Raw genomic sequence first — 16,913 nt, 5'->3', positions numbered from 1 at the left:
CAGATCATCGATGACGTGTTCCGCATGAATGAAATAACAGCAAGACGAGAGATGGTCGCGGCGCGCGGCGTCAAGGTGACCTTCGGCGCCGTCAAGGCGCTGGACGGAGCGGATCTCGTCATCCACTGCGGGGAATGCGTTGGCCTCGTGGGCCACAACGGCGCCGGCAAGTCCACCATCGTCAACGTTATCAACGGCAGCCTGAACCCGCATGCGGGCGAAGTCAGCTATGGCGGTGCTACGGCCCAACATGGCATCTCGACTGCGCGAGCCAAAGGCGTTCGCTGCGTCTTCCAGGAATTGTCGCTCTGCCCCAACCTTACCGTCAACGAGAACGCCCGCGTCATGCACGCGGAACTCGCCGGCTGGAACTGGCGCACCAGGGCAGTCGCCCTCGTCAAACAGCAATTGGGGGAAATTTTCCCCGGCCACGGCATCGATTGCGACAGCACGATCGACGACCTTTCGATCGCCGAGCGACAGATGGTCGAGATCGCCATCAGCTTCGCCGGCCTGAACGAAAAGCCAAAGCTCGTCATTCTCGACGAGCCGACCTCTTCGCTCGACGCAGGGCTGGCGGCGCAGCTCATGGCCTATATTCGGAAGTTCGTCGGGGAAGGGGGATCTGTGCTGCTGATCTCGCATATCCTCGGCGAAATCCTCTCCACCTCGGACCGCATCGTGGTGATGAAGGACGGCCGCGTCGTCGCCGACCGCTCCGCTTCGGAGTTCAGTACCCGTAGCCTCGTCGAAGCCATGGGCAACGTGGTACGCGAGCAGGAATGGCAGCGCGCGGTGGACAAGCGTGATGGTGCGCCGGTGCTTGCCATGCCGCCGCGACGGGGTCACGGTCTTGCCTTTCAAGCCCATCGCGGCGAGATGATCGGTCTTGCCGGTCTCGCAGGACATGGCCAGACGGAAACGCTTCTTGATCTCTATCTCTCGCGCAACAGCAACTGGTGGCCGGCACGCCGGAAGGACATCGCCTTCGTTGCAGGCGACCGCAGCCTGAACGGAATATTCCCGCTCTGGAGCATCCTGAACAATCTCAGCATCGCCTCGCTTGGTGATATTTCTTCCCGGAGCATCGTGGACCATGACCGCGAAGGCGTGCTCGGCAACGGCTGGAAGAAGCGTATCGAGATCCGTACGCCGGATATGGAAAACCGCATCCTGTCGCTTTCCGGCGGCAATCAGCAAAAAGTGCTGTTCGCCCGTGCATTGGCGACGACCGCGAGGATCGTGCTGATGGACGATCCGATGCGCGGCGTCGATGTCGGCACCAAGCAGGAAGTCTATGACATTCTGCGCTCTGAGGCTGCCACCGGCCGCACCTTCATATGGTATTCGACGGAAATGGACGAAATTCGCCTCTGCGACCGGGTCTACGTTTTTCGAGAAGGCGCCATCGTCGCGGAACTCGCGGGCGACGAGATCACCGAGAAAAACGTGCTCGAGGCTTCCTTCAGCGCAGGCGAGGCGGCATGAAGATATCCTCCGGCACGATCCGCCTTATCATCCCTGCCGCGTCGCTGGCGCTGCTGCTCGCCGCCGTCTTCTACATGCAGCCGCGCGCCATGAGCTATACAGGCCTCAACCTGCTCTTCAATCTCGCCGTGCCGATCGCGCTCGCGACGGTGGCGCAAATGCTGATCATGGCGGTTAACGATCTCGACCTGTCGATGGGCGCCTTCGTCAGCTTCTGCGCCTGCGTGACGGCGACGTTCCTGCAGGCGTCCCCGGCAATCGGCGTGTTGATTTTCCTGGGCGCCATTGCGGCCTATGCCGTGATCGGCGTTGTCATCCATGTTCGAGAATTACCCTCGATCGTCGTGACGCTCGGTATGAGCTTCGTCTGGGGCGGGCTTGCGGTCCTTATGCTGCCGTCTCCCGGTGGCGAGGCTCCGATCTGGGCCCGCTGGCTGATGACCTCCCGGCCTCCTTTTGTGCCGATGGCGATCGTCGCCAGCATCGTCATCGCGGCGGTCACCCATTTCGTCATCATGCGCTCCTCCGTCGGTGTGCTGATCCGCGGCATTGGCGGCAATGTCCGCTCGGTCGAGCGCGCCGGCTGGTCGGTTATCCGCATCCGCGCCGGAACCTATGCGTTGGCCGGCTTCTTCGCCGTTCTATCCGGCATCACGCTCGTCGGCCTTACGACCTCGGCGGATGCGAATATCGCGCTGCGCTACACGCTGCTGTCGATCGCGGGCGTCATCCTCGGCGGCGGCGAATTCGTCGGCGGCAAGGTCTCGCCGATCGGCGCCGTTATCGGCGCATTGACCCTCACGCTCGCCGGCTCCTTCCTCTCCTTCATGCGCATATCGCCCGACTGGCAGATCGGTGCGCAGGGCGCGATCCTGATCGTCGTGCTGGCGCTTCGCCTTTTCCTGAACCGGTTGGAAAAGCGGGAGAAGGGCCGATGACCGCCGCACGCCTCTTGTTTACCAAGCCCTGGATCTGGTCTTTCGCGGCCACGGTTATCGTCTGGGTCGTCACCGTTCTTTTTACCGGCGGCGCAAGCTCGCTTGGCTTGTCGCAGGCAGCCTTAACCTTCGCGGCCTTCTCGGTCATCGTCGGCATCGGCCAGATGTTCGTCATCACCCTCGGTCCCGGCAATATCGATCTTTCCGTGCCCGCCACGATGACGCTTTCCGGAACCCTGGCGCTGAAGCTGATGGACGTGCAGGATGGCATGATCCTCGTCGGCCTGCTGACGTCGATCCTGCTGGGTTTCGCAATCGGCATCGGCAACTATGCGCTGATAAAACTGCTGCGCATCCCGCCGATCATCGCGACCCTCTCCATAAGTTTCATCGTGCAATCGACAGCCATCTGGGCGAACCGCGGCCTACGCATCAAACCGCCGGAAGTGCTGGCGAGCTTCACGACCTCAAGCCTGTTCGGCATCCCCAACATTGCGATCGTCGCCCTGATCCTCTCGGTCGTCGCGTGGGTTCTGCTGAAAAAGACCATTTATGGCCGCTGGATCTCGGCGATCGGCCAAAGCACATTCGCTGCCCGGATGACCGGCATTCCGGTCGACGGCACGCGGCTCGTCACCTACATCCTCTGTGCCGTGCTGGCTTCGATCTGCGGTTATCTGCTCGCGAGCTTCTCCGGCGGGGCTGCACTGAACATGGGGTCCGAATACTTGCTGATGTCGATCGCCGTCGTGGTGATCGGCGGAACGGCGGTCGCGGGCGGCAACTCCAACATCCCCGGCATCTGGGGCGCGTCGCTTTTCATGTTTCTTGTCGTGTCGATGTTGAATACCTATGGCTTCGGCGCCGGGTTCCGCCTCATCCTGACCGGCCTCATCATCATCGCCGTCATCCTGGTTGCCGGCGGCCGTCAATCCAACCGATGAACAACTCCAATCGGACACATTCCCATGCCGCAGAAAACCTCCATCTACGAGATCCACGACGAAGCCTTCCGGCAGCTGATCGTCGGCAGCGCGGCCCTCGAGGAGCTTTATTCCGATTGCCGCTGGGCCGAAGGTCCGGTCTGGTTTGCGGATCTGAACTGCCTGATCTGGAGCGACATACCCAACCAGCGCATGCTGCGCTGGGCGCCGGACGGCGGCGTCTCGATCTTCCGTTCGCCGTCGAATTTCGTCAACGGCAATACGCGTGATCGGCAGGGCCGACTGGTTTCCTGCGAGCACGGCGGCAGACGTGTCATCCGGACAGAGATCGACGGCTCGATCACCGTTCTTGCCGACCGTTATCAGGGCAAGCGGCTCAACTCGCCGAACGATGTCGTGGTTCGCTCGGACGGCAGCGTCTGGTTCACCGATCCGACCTACGGCATCAAATCCGATTATGAAGGTTACCGGGCCGAGCCGGAGCAGGATACACGTAACGTCTATCGCCTCGATCCGGTGAGCGGCGACCTCGAGGCGACCGTCACCGATTTCGGCCAGCCGAACGGCCTCGCGTTCTCACCGGACGAAACGAAACTCTACATCGCCGACTCCGCCTCCAGCCATGATGTCAGCGCGCCGCGTCATATCCGCGTCTTCGACGTGGTCGACGGCAAGCGTCTTGCCAACGGTAAGATTTTCTGCAGTCTCGACAACGGCCTGCCCGACGGTTTCCGCGTCGATGTCCAGGGCAACGTCTGGACGAGCGCCGGCGATGGCGTGCATTGCTTCTCCCCGAAAGGCGAGCTTCTCGGCAAAATCCTGGTGCCTCAGACCGTCGCAAACGTCACGTTCGGCGGCCCGCGCAAAAATCGGCTTTTCATCACCGCCACCAAGTCGCTTTATTCGGTTTTCCTGGCGACCAACGGCGCGGCGCTGGGCTGACCTTTGAGGCGCGCGATCAACGTCCTTGAGCGGCGGATTGCCGTGAAGGCCGCGCCGAGTGCGACTATTCCGAGACCAATCATCAGGACCTGGTTATACCCGCCCCACAAGGGTTCAAGGATGGATGCCAATCCTGCCGCGGTGATCGTTGCCATCCGGTGCTGCTTGGCCATCGGGCCTGAGAAATCACTCGGATTGCTTGTGGCGCGGCCGAGTTCCCGGACATAGGCTGTCAAGACGGCAAAGGCACCGGCGGCCCAGCCGAGACCAGGCATGCCGATCCCGTATCCAACGCCCGCAAAGATCAGAAGATCGGCGACGCGATCCGGGAACTCGTTCCAAAACGGGCCGTCCGGCTCTCCTTTTCCACCTTCGACAGCGACCATGCCGTCGAACAGATTGCAAAGCAACCGGCCCTGGCAGCATAGGGCGGCCAGTAGCAGGCAGCCAATACGCGTCCACCCGACCGTTTGTCCCGCCAGATAGAAGGCGCCGCCGGCAGAGGCTGCCGCGACCATGCTGGCCTGGGATATCTGGTTGGGCGTGATGGTTCTCGACGCCATCCACCGCGCGATCGCGCCGGCCCAGCGAGTGTTGCGGCTTGCCAGAGGCCGCCTGTCGCCTGTCTCGGTCATGTCTTGGCACCTCGTGGGGAGATCGAATAGTTGTAGATCGTGGCGTAGCTCGTCGATACCAGAAGCGGAACCGCGACGGTCTTGAGGATTTCCGGCGTGCCGCTCACCGCGTGGATCGCGACGAGAACAGCGGCCGAGCCGAGGCAGGCAATGACCGGCGGCGCCCAAAACCGTGTCAGGCCGTCAAAGCGCTTCGAAAGCCCGTCGATCGCCGATTTCAGGAAAAACGTGAGGCAAGCCGACATCACGCCCTGTACCGCACCGGAATAAAGCGGCTTTGGCATTTCATAAGCGCGGTTGGCAAAAACGGCCCAGCCGCCCATGGCAAGAAACGCAAACAGCACATGCACCGTACCGCTGCGCGCCAGCCGCTTCAGCGCGTCCGACATCACAGCGACCACCAGTAGCGTACGATATGGAAGAAGATCGGTGCAGAGAAGACGACGGAATCCAGCCTGTCGATCAGGCCACCATGACCTTCGATGAGATTGCCCCAATCCTTGATGCCGCGATCCCTTTTGATCGCCGACATCACCAGGCCGCCGAAGAAACCCATCAATGTGATGACGAAGGCGAGAAGTCCCGCCTGAACCGGAGTGAACGGCGTAATCCACCAAAGGGCTGCACCGATCAGAGTGGCGCTGATGACGCCGCCGACAAAACCTTCGACCGTTTTCGATGGCGACAGTTTCGGAGCGATCTTGGTGCGCCCGAACAGCTTGCCCCATACATATTGCAGCACGTCACTCAACTGGACCACGATCACCAGGAAGGCGATCAGCAGCACGTTGCGCCCCTCGTAGCCCGGTATGTTCAGGGTCAGCAGTGCCGGGACATGCGAGGCGCAGAAGACACAGATCATCAGTGCCCATTGCACCTCGGCGATGCGGATCAGAAAGCGCTCCGTATCGCCCCTGAGCACGGATATGATCGGCATCAGCAGGAATGCATAGACCGGAATGAAGATCGAGAAGATGCCATATTGTTCCGCCCAGAGCAGATAATACTGAAGCGGCACCACCACGAAGAAGGCGGCGGCCAGTGCCCAGTGGTCGGCCCTGCGGGTGTTGATGAGGGTGACAAATTCCCGAAGCGCGGCAAAGGAGCAGAACCCGAATAGAATGAGAACGCCGATGCGGCCCGCCACGAAGGCAATGCCGATCAGGACGACCATGATCCACCAGGCCTTGATCCGGGCATTGAGGTTTTCGATCGACGCGTTCGAGCCGGTCGGCGAGAGGCGCTGCTGCAGCACGTAACCGATGGCCGAGGCGAGAATGAGCACGCCGAAGATACCCGCCACCAGCGTCAAGAGATCGGAACTCGCGGCACTCATTCACCACTCCCTGCAGGTTTAGGAGACAAAGCTAAAAGAGCGCTTCGCATTCGTTCGAGGAAAGCGTCCTTGGTTTCACCCGGGCCGAACTGCAGGGCACTACCGAAGGTGACGGTGCAGATCAGCGGTATCGGGACGATCTCGCCCTTCGGCATGACGCGATTGAGATTGTTGATCCAGACCGGAACGAGATCTATGTCCGGCCGCGCCGTGACCAGATGAAAAATACCGCTCTTGAACGGAAGGAGAGGGGCCTCGGACTGATTGCGCGTGCCTTCCGGAAAGAGGATCAGCGATGAACCGGCGTCGATTGCCGAGGCCATTTGCGCAATGGGATCCTCTGTCCTCTTGTCTCGCTCCCTTTCGATGAGGACGGCATTGAAGACGTCGCTGCCGATGAAGCGATTGAGCGGCGATTTCAGCCAGTATTCAGCGCCGGCAACCGGACGAGCCTGATGGCGGAGCCTTGGCGGCAACACCGCCCAGACCAGCACGAAGTCGCCATGGCTGGAGTGATTGGCAAAATAGACGCAGGGGCGGGAAGGCAACCCTTCTTCCGGCCATATGGCGCGAACCGCCGTGACCGCCCGGGCAAACAGGACGATTACCGCCGCCGCGGCCTTTGCAATAAAACTTTTCATCCATCCCCCGGCCGAAGCTCGCGATCGCGCCGGCCAAACTCTAGCACCGTCGCCGCCGGAAGAAAGGAACTTCGCAGGCGTCCAGCTGAAAAATCACAGAGATGCTGCCGCGTCACTCATGCGCCCTCCACCGCCGGAGCCATACAAGTTCGTTAGGTGGCACATCACTTGCATCGCGTCCCGCGATCCGCCTGCAAGAGGAAACGGCCGTGTACGCGAACATAAATCCCTCGATCGACGTCAGGTTGCTGCGCACCACCTATCTGCTGCTGAGGGAGCGCAATGTCTCCAAGGTCGCCGTGCTGCTCGGACACAGCCAGCCGGCCGTCAGTGCCTGCCTGAAGAAGGCGCGGGAGATATTTGCGGATCCGCTTCTCGTGCGCAGCGGCCAGAAACTGGTGCTGACCGAGCGCGGCGAAGAGGTGATGGCCTCGATCGCGGCCATGCTCGAAGGTCTTCTGGACACGCTCAACCGCAGCAGCCAGTTCGATCCCGGCATGGTTCACAGCCGGATGCGGATCGCCGCGGTCAATTGCTTCGGCACGTTCCTCATTCCGCCGATCGCCACCAGCATCCGAAGCGAAGCGCCCGGCATATCGGTCGACTTTTTTGCGCCCTCGGAACAGAGCGACCTGATCGAGGATCTGGGATCGGGCCGGGTGGACATGGTGATCGGCAATTGGCCGGCGCCACAGCAGAGCTTGAAATCGAGCACACTCCTGCATTGCGACATCGCCTGCGTGGTGCAGAAATCGAACCCGCTAGCGAAGCGCGGACGCCTCCTGCTCGACGATTATATGGATGCCGACCATGTATCGCCGACGCCCGGCTCCAACGCCGTCTACAGCCCGATCGACGGGCGGCTGGCGCAGCTTGGAATGCGCCGCCGCATCGCCATGTCGGTGCCGGAATACGCGCTGATCCCGGCGATCCTTGCCGAAACAGATCTGATCTTCACCACGGCGCGGCCCTATGCGGAATATATCGTCGCCAATGCCCCGGCCAACCATCTGCAGCTCGTCGAGGCACCGCGGGAATTCGACCAGATGAACCTCTATCTGTTGTGGCACGAGCGGGCTCACAACAGCGGCGCCAACCGGTGGCTGCGCAATGTCATCCGCACCGTCGCCCGCCGCTTCGACCAGACACTCCACCCCGCGCCATCCGCAATCCCGCTGCGGGCTGCCTCTTGACGCCGCCAGGTATAAGCAAACGGATATACCCGCTATCGACGGCCATGGCATTCACCTCTGGCGCAAATTTGCTCATGCTGAAGGCAGGATTTACATCTGCCAAAGAATTGAGCAGGCAGATTTAGCGCCGGGGAATTTCGAAATGTTGATGCACACTCTTCTCGTGGATGGCGCCAATCGCGATCCCGACCACGCATGTTTCCACTGGGTCGATCGCGACAGGAGCCTGACCTATGCCGGGGCCGTCGAAGCGATGGAGCGCGCGGCGGGCGCGTTGCATAATCTGGGCGTCAGGCCGGGCGACCGGGTAACGATCTTTGCCCACAATGGCATGGACTATCTGACGGCGATGCTGGGCTGCTGGCGGCTCGGGGCGATTTCAGCTCTCGTAAACGTCAAGTTCGCGGACGAACTTGCCTATTATTTCGGCGATCACCAGCCGACTGCGGTCGTTTATACTCACGACAAACATGAACAGGTGAGGGCGGCAGCCGCCGGCGTGCCGACGATCCGGGCATTGATCTGCATGGATGGGCCGCAACCGGGCGCTCATTCCCTGCCGGACCTGATGGCCGCTGCCCTGCCGGCGCCTGCCGATCCGGGCAATGAAGATGCGATTGCCCATCTTTCCTATACGTCCGGGACGACCGGCAAACCGAAGGGCGCCTGCCTGAAGCACGAGCCGACGGTGCGGGCGACCCGCTGCATTGCCGAGCGGCTACAGATCACCGCGGACGACGTTTCATTCGGCCCGAGCGCTCTATCCAGTTCCTACCAGCTGGTCGGCAATCTCCTGCCGCAGCTTTCCCGAGGCGCTGCGATCAATGTGATGGGCCGCTGGACTCAAGCGACCGGCTTCGATGCGCTGGAAGCACGTGGCGCCACCATGCTGATCGCCAATCCGCCTATTCTAACCGATGTGCTCAATGAAGCCTCTATCCGCGGCCACGCGCCCGCGAAGCTGCGCATGAGCATGTCCGGCGGCGGTCCGGTTCCGCCGGTTCTCAAGGCTGGCTGGCACGAGAAGCTGAAGTTGCCGCTGGTCGAAAGCTATGGTCAGTCCGAGCTCGGCGGTTTCGTGGCGCTGGGCTTTCCGAAGCTCGATGCCGCCGATATCGAGACCCGCCGCGCCGGCATGCCGCTTCCGGACAAGGAAGTGCGCATTCTCAATTCCGACGGCAGCGAACTTCCCTGCGGTTCGGTCGGCGAAATCGCGCTCCGTGGCGGCTTCATGTGGGGTTATTGGGGCAAGCCCGAAAAGACCGCCGAGACGCTGCGCGACGATTGGCTGTGGACCGGCGATATCGGCACGATGGACCGGCACGGTTTTGTCACCATGATGGGACGTCGCTCCGAGCTTCTCGAGGTCGGCGGCAAGACCTGGTATCCGCGCGATGTGGAAGAGGCGCTATCGACGGTCGCTGGCATCGAGCAGGCGGCGGTGGTCGGCGTGCCCGATGCGGTGATGAAGACAAGGCCGGTCGCCTTTGTGCAGGCCGCCGCGCCGGTCGATGGCGAGGCCGCCAAGGCACAGATTGCAGCGACGCTTCCCTACGATCTCTCCGTCATGACGGTGATCTCGCTCGCAGAGCTGCCCATGACCCCCACCGGCAAGATCGCCAAGGCGGAGCTGGCGGCACGCGCCGCTGCTGCCTGACACTGAAACGGAGGATATGTCGATGAAACTGAAGTCGCATTGGTGGTGGGACCACTCGGCAAAGGATTTCTCCGAGTTCGAGATGGAAAAATTCGTGGCAATCCTGCCGATCGCCGCCGTCGAGCAGCACGGGCCACACCTTCCGGTCCGCGTCGACGCCGCGATCAATGCCGGCGTCGTCGCCCGCACGGTCGAGCTGATGGACGACGACCTGCCGGTTCTGGTCCTGCCGATGATGCCTGTCGGCAAGTCGGTCGAGCACACTGCCTATCCGGGCACGCTGACCTTCAACTACGACACGCTGGCCAAGATGTGGTTCGAGCTCGGAGAGAGCGTCAATCGCGCCGGCTGCCGCAAGATCATCTTCGTCAATTCGCATGGCGGCCAGCCGCAGGTGATGGACATCGTCTGCCGCGAGCTGCGCATCAAGCTCGACATGTTCGCCGTCAGCGCCTGGGCAAGCGCCGGCGCCGATTTCTCCGATCTGTTCAGCGCGCATGAGATGAAGCACGGCATCCATGGCGGCGAGGCGGAGACCAGCGTGATGCTGCATCTGCATCGCGAGCTGATCGACATGCAATATGCCGAGGATTTCGTTCCCGTCTCCGTAGAGCTGGAAGCCGCCGGCGGTTTGCTGATGCCGGAAGGCCGGATCGGCTACGGCTGGCAGACTCAGGACGTGCAGCCCTCCGGCGCCTGCGGCAATGCCGCTGCCGGCGATGCCGAGCGGGGACGGCTTTATGTCGAGCGCAGTGCCACGAACCTCCTGAAGCTGATCAGGGAAGTGCTGGATTTCCCGCTCGACCGGATCACTTCCAAAACCATGTACAAGGGCTGATGATTTGACGATGTCACCCGCATCATACGGCGTTTCCGGCCCCGAAAGGGGCGAGCTTCTGCTCGATGACGGCGTCGTGCTGGTGTCCGACATCTATCGCCCGGTCGGGGAGGGCACATTTCCGGTCCTCTTGATGCGGCAGCCCTACGGGCGGGCCATCGCCTCCACGCTCGTTCTGGCGCATCCCTCCTGGTACGCCTCACATGGTTATATCGTCGTCATCCAGGACGTGCGCGGTTGCGGCGATTCCGGTGGTGTCTTCGAGGCCTTCGTCAGCGAGATCGCGGATGGCGCACGCACTCTGGAATGGGCGGCCGCATTGCCTGGAAGCAACGGCAAGCTCGGCCTCTACGGCTTCAGTTACCAGGCGGTGACACAGTATTTTGCCATTGCCGGCAAGGGAAGTGTGCGGCCGGATGCGATTGCGCCTGCGATGGGCTCCTGGATGCCACGCGACGACTGGGCCTATGAGGGCACTGCCTTCCGGCTCGGCCTCAATGCCGGCTGGGCGGCGCAGATGGCTCGGCTGACCGCGGCCCGGCGCGAGGATGCCAGGACCTATGGGGCGATTGGCGCGGTCACGGACGAGGCAGCCCTTCGCTACCTGCTCGTCTCCCGGCCCGACATATCGCACCTCGCCAAATGGGTGGCGGACGAGAAGGACTATTGGGATGCGGTTTCGCCGGGTGCGCTGCTGGCCGACGATCCACTGGACATACCGGTTCTCCATACCGGTGGATGGGCGGACTTCCTGCTTCAAGGCACCTGGGCTGCAGATGCCGCGTTCAGGGCCAAGCATCCGGATAGCACTCATCTGGTGATCGGCTGCTGGGCACATGCACCCTGGAACCGTGCAGGCGGCGCAAGTGATATGGGTGCTGGTGCGGAACTCTCGATCGACCGCGCCCAACTGGCCTTCTTTGATTTCTATCTCAAGGGCTTTGGCGAAAAGCCGCAGCCGGTGAGGCTGTTCGACATGGGGCGGCGGCGCTGGCTCGATCTCGCAGGCCGCCCCGTCAGCTCCGAAGCCGAGTTTTTCCTCTCATCCTCAGGCCTTGGTGCGGCCATGGTCAGCGACGGTAGCCTGTCGATGGAGAGCGGCGCGCAAGCCCGCGACACGTTCGTGCACGATCCGACTCGTCCGACGCCGCTTGTCGGTGGCCATCTCGGCACGCCTGTCGGCTTTGCCGATCGAAGCAACCACGACAACCGCGCCGATGTCGCCGTCTATACCACTGCGCCCTTCGACGCGGCGCGTTTCTTCGTTGGCGAGGCCTCGGCCGAGATCGAGGTCGAAACGCAATCCGAAGGTTTCGACCTCTGCGCGACACTGTCGCTCGTCGCGCCATCTGGAGAGGCGAGGGTGCTGAGCACCGGTTATGCCCGCTTCGCAGGCGGTGGCAGAGTTTCGACGCGCATCAGTCTGCGCCCTATCTGCGTCACCGTTTCCGAAGGTTTCGCCTTGCGGCTTTCCCTGCAGGGCGCAGGCACGCCGGTCTTCGAAGTCCATCCCGGCAACGGGCCGTTCGCCTCCGTGCCCGAAATGGCGCGGCGACCGATTACCATTTCCATCTGCCATGGCGGGACGACGCGTTCTCGCCTGATCATGCCCGAGGCTACCGACCATGTCGCATAAGCACTACCTGACGCTCGACAACATCACGGCCACCTACGGCGATTCCGTCGCCGTCAGCGGCCTCACGATCGAGGTCGCCAAGGGCGAGCTTCTGTCGCTGCTCGGACCTTCCGGCTGCGGCAAGACGACGACGCTCCGGATGATCGCCGGCTTCGTGCAGCCGTCGGAAGGGCGCGTCGTCCTCAACGGCGAGGACATCAGCAAGCGGCCGGTGCACACCCGTAATATTGGCGTCGTCTTCCAGTCCTACGCGCTGTTCCCGCACCTGACGGCGCTCGACAATGTCGGTTTTGGGTTGCGCATGCGCCATGTCGGCAAGGCCGACTGCCGCGCCCGCGCTGCCGCAGCACTCGATACGGTCGGGCTCGGCGCCTATTGCGATCGGTATCCCGGCCAGCTTTCCGGCGGCCAGCAGCAGCGCGTAGCGCTTGCCCGCGCGCTGGTGATCGAGCCGGACGTGTTGCTCCTTGACGAGCCGCTTTCCAATCTCGATGCCCATCTGCGCGCCGACATGCGCACCGAAATCCGCACGCTTCAGCAGCGGCTCGGGATCACCACCGTTTTCGTTACCCACGACCAGCAGGAGGCGCTGGCGATGTCGGACCGCGTCGCGGTGATGAACAGGGGGCTGCTCGCCGAGATCGGCACGCCGGTCGGGCTCTGCGACCGGCCGCATTCGCCGTTCACCGCCTCCTTCCTCGGCGCCCGCACGGTGATCGAGGGGAGGACCGAGAACGGCCTGTTCACGGCGCCGGGGCTCACCTGCGAGGGAGCGCCTTCCGGCGCCACCCGCCTCGTCCTGCGTGCGTCGCGGCTCAGGCTCTCGTACGGGCCGGGGCCGCTCAATGTCTCCGGCACCCTCGTCAATGCAGCCTTCCTCGGCGACACCTACGAAGCCGATATCCAATCCGCATGCGGCACGATCCGCCTGATCGTGCCTTCGGATATGCCGCCTCCGCCCCTCGGGACGCCGTGCAGCATCCAGACCCAGCCGGGTGGCGCCACATTCATCTGACAGAAAAAGGGGAACCAAGACATGAACGTCTCGCGTCGTACATTCAACAAGCTGATTGCCGGTGCCGGCCTTGCCGCACCGTTCCACATCATCCGTCCCGCCTCCGCGCAGGAGCCGAAAAAAGGCGACGAACTGGTCGTCGGCATCTGGGGCGGCGCGCAGGAAAAGATCGTCAAGGAATATGTCGAGAAGCCGCTGGTCGAGAAATACGGCTGCAAGATCAGCTACGTTCTCGGCGGCACCGGTGACCGTCGCGCCCGCGCCTATGCGGAACGCGGCCGTCCGAGCTTCGACGTTCTCTACCTCAACATCTTCGAAAGCCGTCAGGCGGTGAAGGACGGCGTGACCCAGGCGCCGACGCCTGCCGTCAAGAATTTCGAAGCGCTCTATCCGAGCGCTCGCAAGGGCGGTTACGGAGTTGCCTTCAACCCCTGCACGATCGTCTACGACAAGACCAAGGCGTCGAAGCCGATCACCTCCTGGAAGGACATGTGGAACCCGGAATGGAAGGGCCGCATCGCCTGGCCGGATGGTCTGGGCGCCGAAGGCATTTCCGCGCTGATGATGGCCGCCCGGGTCTGGGGCGGCGACGAGAAGAACGCCGACATCGCGTTCGAAAAGGTCAAGGAACTGAAGCCTTTCGCGGCGATCCAAGGCAGCCAGGCGCAGCTTTTCGAAATGTTCGACCAGAAGCTCGCCGATCTTTCGGTCGAATTCGGCAGCTTCACCCAGTCCTATGTCGAAACGCGCAATCCCAATATTGCGATCGCCACCCCGGTCGAGGGACAGGCGCTTTCGATGAACGTCGCCTGCATCACCGAAGGCACCAAGAACCAGAAGCTCGCCGAAGAGTGGATCAACCTGCATCTCTCCGAACCCTGCATGCTCGCCTACGCACGCCAGATCTACTACTCGCCGACCGTCAGCAACATCACCGTGCCGGACGACATCAAGTCGAAGCTCGTGCTCGGCGATGCCAATGTCGCCAAGCTCGTCGATTTCGATTGGGACGTGATCAACGCCAGCCGCGCCAAATGGCAGGCGAAATACGATCGGGAGATCGCCGGATGAACCGTTGGATCGGGCCAGCGCTTGCAGCGCCGGTCACCCTTTGGCTGCTTTTATCCTTCGCGGCGCCAATGTTCGTGGTACTCGTGCTTTCCCTGCACGAGTATCCCGATCCTTTCGGCCCGCTGTTTTTGGCACCGTCGATCGCGCAATTCCGGGATATCGTATCGGATGGCTTCTATTTCGGCGTCGTCTCCGAAACCATCCTGCTCGGCCTCGGCGTCACCGTGATCACCGCGCTTCTCGGATATCCGCTCGCCCACTGGCTGGCGCGGATGCCGGTGAAATACCGCGCGGCCGCGTTTGCGGTCATCCTCATTCCGCTGCTGACCAATGTCGTGGTGCGCTCGCTCGGCATCATCCTGCTGCTGGCACCCGAAGGGCTGGTCAATTCCGTCACCGGCCTCATCGGCATTCCGCCGGCCCGGTTCATGCTGTTCACCCATGGTGCGGTCGCGGTTGCACTGGCGCAGGTCTTCCTGCCATTCATGGTGCTGGCGCTCTACGACAACCTGCAGAATACCTCGCCACGGGTGCATGAAGCGGCCCAGAGTCTTGGCGCATCTCCGGCGGTCCGGTTCCTCACCGTCGACCTGCCGCTCTCCCTGCCGGGCCTGCGTTCCGGCACCGTGATCGTTTTCCTGATGGCGACCACGGCCTATGTGTCCGCCTCGCTGCTCGGCGGCAAGAAGGTCTGGACCACCGGCATGCTGGTGCTGCAGGAAGCGATCAAGAACCTCAATGCGCCGCTTGCCGCCGCACTTGCGATCATCATGACCGTCACCGGTCTCGCCTTTGCGGCGCTCTGCGCCTACGCGCTCAATCGCCTGATGCCGTGGTTGAAGGGCAAGCCCAGCAATCCGTGGGGCATTCCGCGCTGGCTGGTGCCGATCATCGACATCCTCGGGCCGATCGTGTCGAAGCTGCTGCTTGCAACCTCGTTGCTGCTCCTGCTGCTGCCGCTGGTGCTCGTCTGCGTCCAGAGTTTCAACGACGTGCCGCAGGCGACCGCTTCCGGCTTCCGCGGTTTCACGCTGAAATGGTACGAGGCGGTGTTCTTTGCCGGAACCTATGCGGATGCTTTCTGGGTGTCGGTGCGGCTTGCCGTTACCTCAATGCTGGTGGCGCTGGCGCTTTCGCTGCCTGCCGCATTCGCGCTCGCCCGCTATCCCTTCAAGGGCCGGTCCGCGCTGCTGACCTTCTGGCTTTTACCGATGTCGCTGCCGCATGTGGCGATCGGCGTCGGCATGCTGCGGCTCTTGCAGATCTACCTGATCATCCCGCCTTTCCTCGGCCTCGTGGCGATCCACGTGATCGTCATCCTGCCGTTTGCAATTACGCTTCTGACCACCTCGGTCATGGGGCTCGATCGGGCGCAGGAGGAGGCGGCGGCGAGCCTCGGGGCAAGCCCGGTGCGACGCTTCTTCCTGATCATCATGCCGGGAATGGCGCCGGGACTGTTCGCGGCCGGCATCGTCGGCTTCCTGCTGAGCTTCGGCGAGGTGACGGTGACGAGCTTCCTCACGACCGCGCGGCTGACGACTCTGCCGGTCAGGATCTACGCGGAATCAACCTTCAGCCTGGAGCCGACCGCGCATGCAATCTCAGCGGTGCTGATCCTGTTCACGGTGATTGCGCTGACCGTATTGGGCAAGGTCGTGCGTCTCGATCGCCTCTATGCCAGATAGACAAGGTGGAACAACGGGTGGTGATCCGGAATCAAGCTGGATATCCAGGAAGTTCGGACCAACCAACGCTCTATGTCAGTAGATAGACAAGGATCGCCGCCCCCAATATCCAAAGCGCACTCAGAAGGGCTAGAGAAACAGCAACCGTTCTGCGGTCAAGTTGAACCCACGGCCGTGGACCGCGCAGGCTCATGGCCGACGTGTTATTGCGGGCGGTTGGAACTCCGAAGATCGATATATTTTCTTCAGCAGAAGCAGTTTTTGACAGTCTCGCTTTCATGCCAGTCTTATCCGATTTGTCCAAAATCCATTTAATTTTGAAGGCATTCTGCTGGCGCATTGATCCGGCGCGGCGACAAGATGATGCACCTGCAAAAGTTGTCCCAGTAACTCGTCGGTTGCGGTGGAAATTTGCCGAAGATACGCTACATTTCCTGATTGAACTGGACGACAGCGACAGCTGTATGGAGGTTCCACTGCCGCAGGGCCGCCCCAGCGGTTACCCCCACTGCGGCGAGGGCTCGACGTGCTTCCATACCGCCCGTCGAGCCCTTCGTGCCGCCCCCACTGCACCGTTCAGCGACATCAACCGTCGCCCACTATCCGATCGCGGTTCCCGCCTATTGATAGGTTTGACTTGGTGTTTTGCGTGAGTGCTTGGCCGCCGTAACATCCAGATCACCGGTAAGCTCCTTGGTGATCGCTTCAAGCGTCACGGAAAGTCCAGCCTCGACCTCGATCGATTTGAGGCCCTTTGCGATCTCTCTCGCGTAGATCACCAGCCTCGCCAGAGCGACGAGTTCTGCTTCCATATCAATTTGCAAATCCGAGCATGCCATGCACCAACCCCCAACCTGTGCGGGCAATCTAAAACTCTTTGAGGGCGTCGGGCGT

At 62.2% G+C, this 16,913-nt stretch carries 17 protein-coding genes; 12 read left to right on the top strand and 5 right to left on the bottom strand.

Annotation, left to right across the window (positions count from 1 at the left end; genetic code table 11):
• Positions 1 to 24 precede the first annotated feature (24 nt).
• The 4 genes from MOV63_RS09200 to MOV63_RS09185 are packed head-to-tail and all read left to right on the top strand — an operon-like array spanning position 25 to position 4,312.
• Complete coding sequence (locus MOV63_RS09200) at positions 25 to 1,488, top strand: sugar ABC transporter ATP-binding protein (RefSeq protein WP_247033384.1); 1,464 nt, start codon at positions 25 to 27, stop codon at positions 1,486 to 1,488.
• Positions 1,485 to 2,426: an ABC transporter permease gene (locus MOV63_RS09195; protein ID WP_040124928.1), complete on the top strand. Its 942-nt coding sequence runs from the start codon at positions 1,485 to 1,487 to the stop codon at positions 2,424 to 2,426. Before MOV63_RS09200 ends, MOV63_RS09195 begins: the two co-directional genes overlap by 4 nt.
• Positions 2,423 to 3,370 carry an ABC transporter permease gene (locus MOV63_RS09190; RefSeq protein ID WP_247033383.1) on the top strand — a complete coding sequence of 316 codons (948 nt, stop codon included), beginning with the start codon at positions 2,423 to 2,425 and terminating at the stop codon, positions 3,368 to 3,370. The genes MOV63_RS09195 and MOV63_RS09190 overlap by 4 nt, the downstream gene beginning before the upstream one ends.
• 24 nt (positions 3,371 to 3,394) lie before the next feature.
• Positions 3,395 to 4,312 (top strand): SMP-30/gluconolactonase/LRE family protein, encoded by a 918-nt coding sequence (locus MOV63_RS09185; protein ID WP_247033382.1) that lies wholly within the window; start codon positions 3,395 to 3,397, stop codon positions 4,310 to 4,312.
• Here the strand turns inward: MOV63_RS09185 and MOV63_RS09180 are convergent.
• Genes MOV63_RS09180 through MOV63_RS09165 form a run of 4 tightly spaced genes read right to left on the bottom strand, consistent with a single transcriptional unit; the run spans position 4,270 to position 6,924 of the window.
• A complete protein-coding gene (locus MOV63_RS09180; RefSeq protein WP_247033381.1) occupies positions 4,270 to 4,947 on the bottom strand; it encodes a CDP-alcohol phosphatidyltransferase family protein in 678 nt (225 codons plus the stop codon). The two genes, MOV63_RS09185 and MOV63_RS09180, sit on opposite strands and share 43 nt — an antisense overlap.
• A complete protein-coding gene (locus MOV63_RS09175; protein WP_247033380.1) occupies positions 4,944 to 5,336 on the bottom strand; it encodes a hypothetical protein in 393 nt (130 codons plus the stop codon). Before MOV63_RS09175 ends, MOV63_RS09180 begins: the two co-directional genes overlap by 4 nt.
• The gene (locus MOV63_RS09170) at positions 5,336 to 6,283 is read right to left on the bottom strand and encodes a phosphatidate cytidylyltransferase (protein WP_247033379.1); all 948 of its coding nucleotides are present in this window, start codon (positions 6,281 to 6,283) and stop codon (positions 5,336 to 5,338) included. Before MOV63_RS09170 ends, MOV63_RS09175 begins: the two co-directional genes overlap by 1 nt.
• On the bottom strand, positions 6,280 to 6,924 hold the full coding sequence (locus MOV63_RS09165) for a lysophospholipid acyltransferase family protein (RefSeq protein WP_247033378.1): 645 nt from the start codon (positions 6,922 to 6,924) through the stop codon (positions 6,280 to 6,282). Before MOV63_RS09165 ends, MOV63_RS09170 begins: the two co-directional genes overlap by 4 nt.
• A 209-nt stretch (positions 6,925 to 7,133) precedes the next feature.
• On the opposite strand from MOV63_RS09165, the gene MOV63_RS09160 reads away from it, so the two are divergent.
• The 8 genes from MOV63_RS09160 to MOV63_RS09125 all read left to right on the top strand — a co-directional run bounded on the left by MOV63_RS09160 (position 7,134) and on the right by MOV63_RS09125 (position 16,672).
• Entirely contained in the window at positions 7,134 to 8,117 is a 984-nt protein-coding gene (locus MOV63_RS09160) for a LysR family transcriptional regulator (protein ID WP_247033377.1), read from the top strand.
• Positions 8,118 to 8,265: 148 nt separating this feature from the next.
• Entirely contained in the window at positions 8,266 to 9,774 is a 1,509-nt protein-coding gene (locus MOV63_RS09155) for a class I adenylate-forming enzyme family protein (protein WP_247033376.1), read from the top strand.
• A gap of 22 nt (positions 9,775 to 9,796) precedes the next feature.
• Complete coding sequence (locus tag MOV63_RS09150) at positions 9,797 to 10,612, top strand: creatininase family protein (RefSeq protein ID WP_247033374.1); 816 nt, start codon at positions 9,797 to 9,799, stop codon at positions 10,610 to 10,612.
• Positions 10,613 to 10,622: 10 nt separating this feature from the next.
• On the top strand, positions 10,623 to 12,248 hold the full coding sequence (locus tag MOV63_RS09145) for a CocE/NonD family hydrolase (RefSeq protein ID WP_247033372.1): 1,626 nt from the start codon (positions 10,623 to 10,625) through the stop codon (positions 12,246 to 12,248).
• Positions 12,238 to 13,263 (top strand): ABC transporter ATP-binding protein, encoded by a 1,026-nt coding sequence (locus MOV63_RS09140; RefSeq protein ID WP_247033370.1) that lies wholly within the window; start codon positions 12,238 to 12,240, stop codon positions 13,261 to 13,263. Before MOV63_RS09145 ends, MOV63_RS09140 begins: the two co-directional genes overlap by 11 nt.
• Positions 13,264 to 13,284: 21 nt before the next feature.
• Positions 13,285 to 14,334, top strand: a complete 1,050-nt coding sequence (locus MOV63_RS09135; RefSeq protein WP_040124912.1) for a PotD/PotF family extracellular solute-binding protein — start codon at positions 13,285 to 13,287, stop codon at positions 14,332 to 14,334.
• Positions 14,331 to 16,019 (top strand): ABC transporter permease subunit, encoded by a 1,689-nt coding sequence (locus MOV63_RS09130; protein ID WP_247033369.1) that lies wholly within the window; start codon positions 14,331 to 14,333, stop codon positions 16,017 to 16,019. Before MOV63_RS09135 ends, MOV63_RS09130 begins: the two co-directional genes overlap by 4 nt.
• A gap of 191 nt (positions 16,020 to 16,210) precedes the next feature.
• The gene (locus MOV63_RS09125) at positions 16,211 to 16,672 is read left to right on the top strand and encodes a hypothetical protein (protein WP_247033368.1); all 462 of its coding nucleotides are present in this window, start codon (positions 16,211 to 16,213) and stop codon (positions 16,670 to 16,672) included.
• Here MOV63_RS09125 and MOV63_RS09120 read toward each other — a convergent pair.
• Positions 16,640 to 16,858 carry a hypothetical protein gene (locus tag MOV63_RS09120; protein WP_157885310.1) on the bottom strand — a complete coding sequence of 73 codons (219 nt, stop codon included), beginning with the start codon at positions 16,856 to 16,858 and terminating at the stop codon, positions 16,640 to 16,642. The two genes, MOV63_RS09125 and MOV63_RS09120, sit on opposite strands and share 33 nt — an antisense overlap.
• Positions 16,859 to 16,913 lie beyond the last annotated feature (55 nt).

Origin of the sequence: Neorhizobium sp. SHOUNA12A (genome assembly GCF_023006505.1) — a bacterium.
Classification (GTDB): Bacteria; Pseudomonadota; Alphaproteobacteria; order Rhizobiales; family Rhizobiaceae; genus Neorhizobium.
Note: the sequence above shows the minus strand (reverse complement) of the source record. Positions and strands in the feature narration are given on the sequence as shown.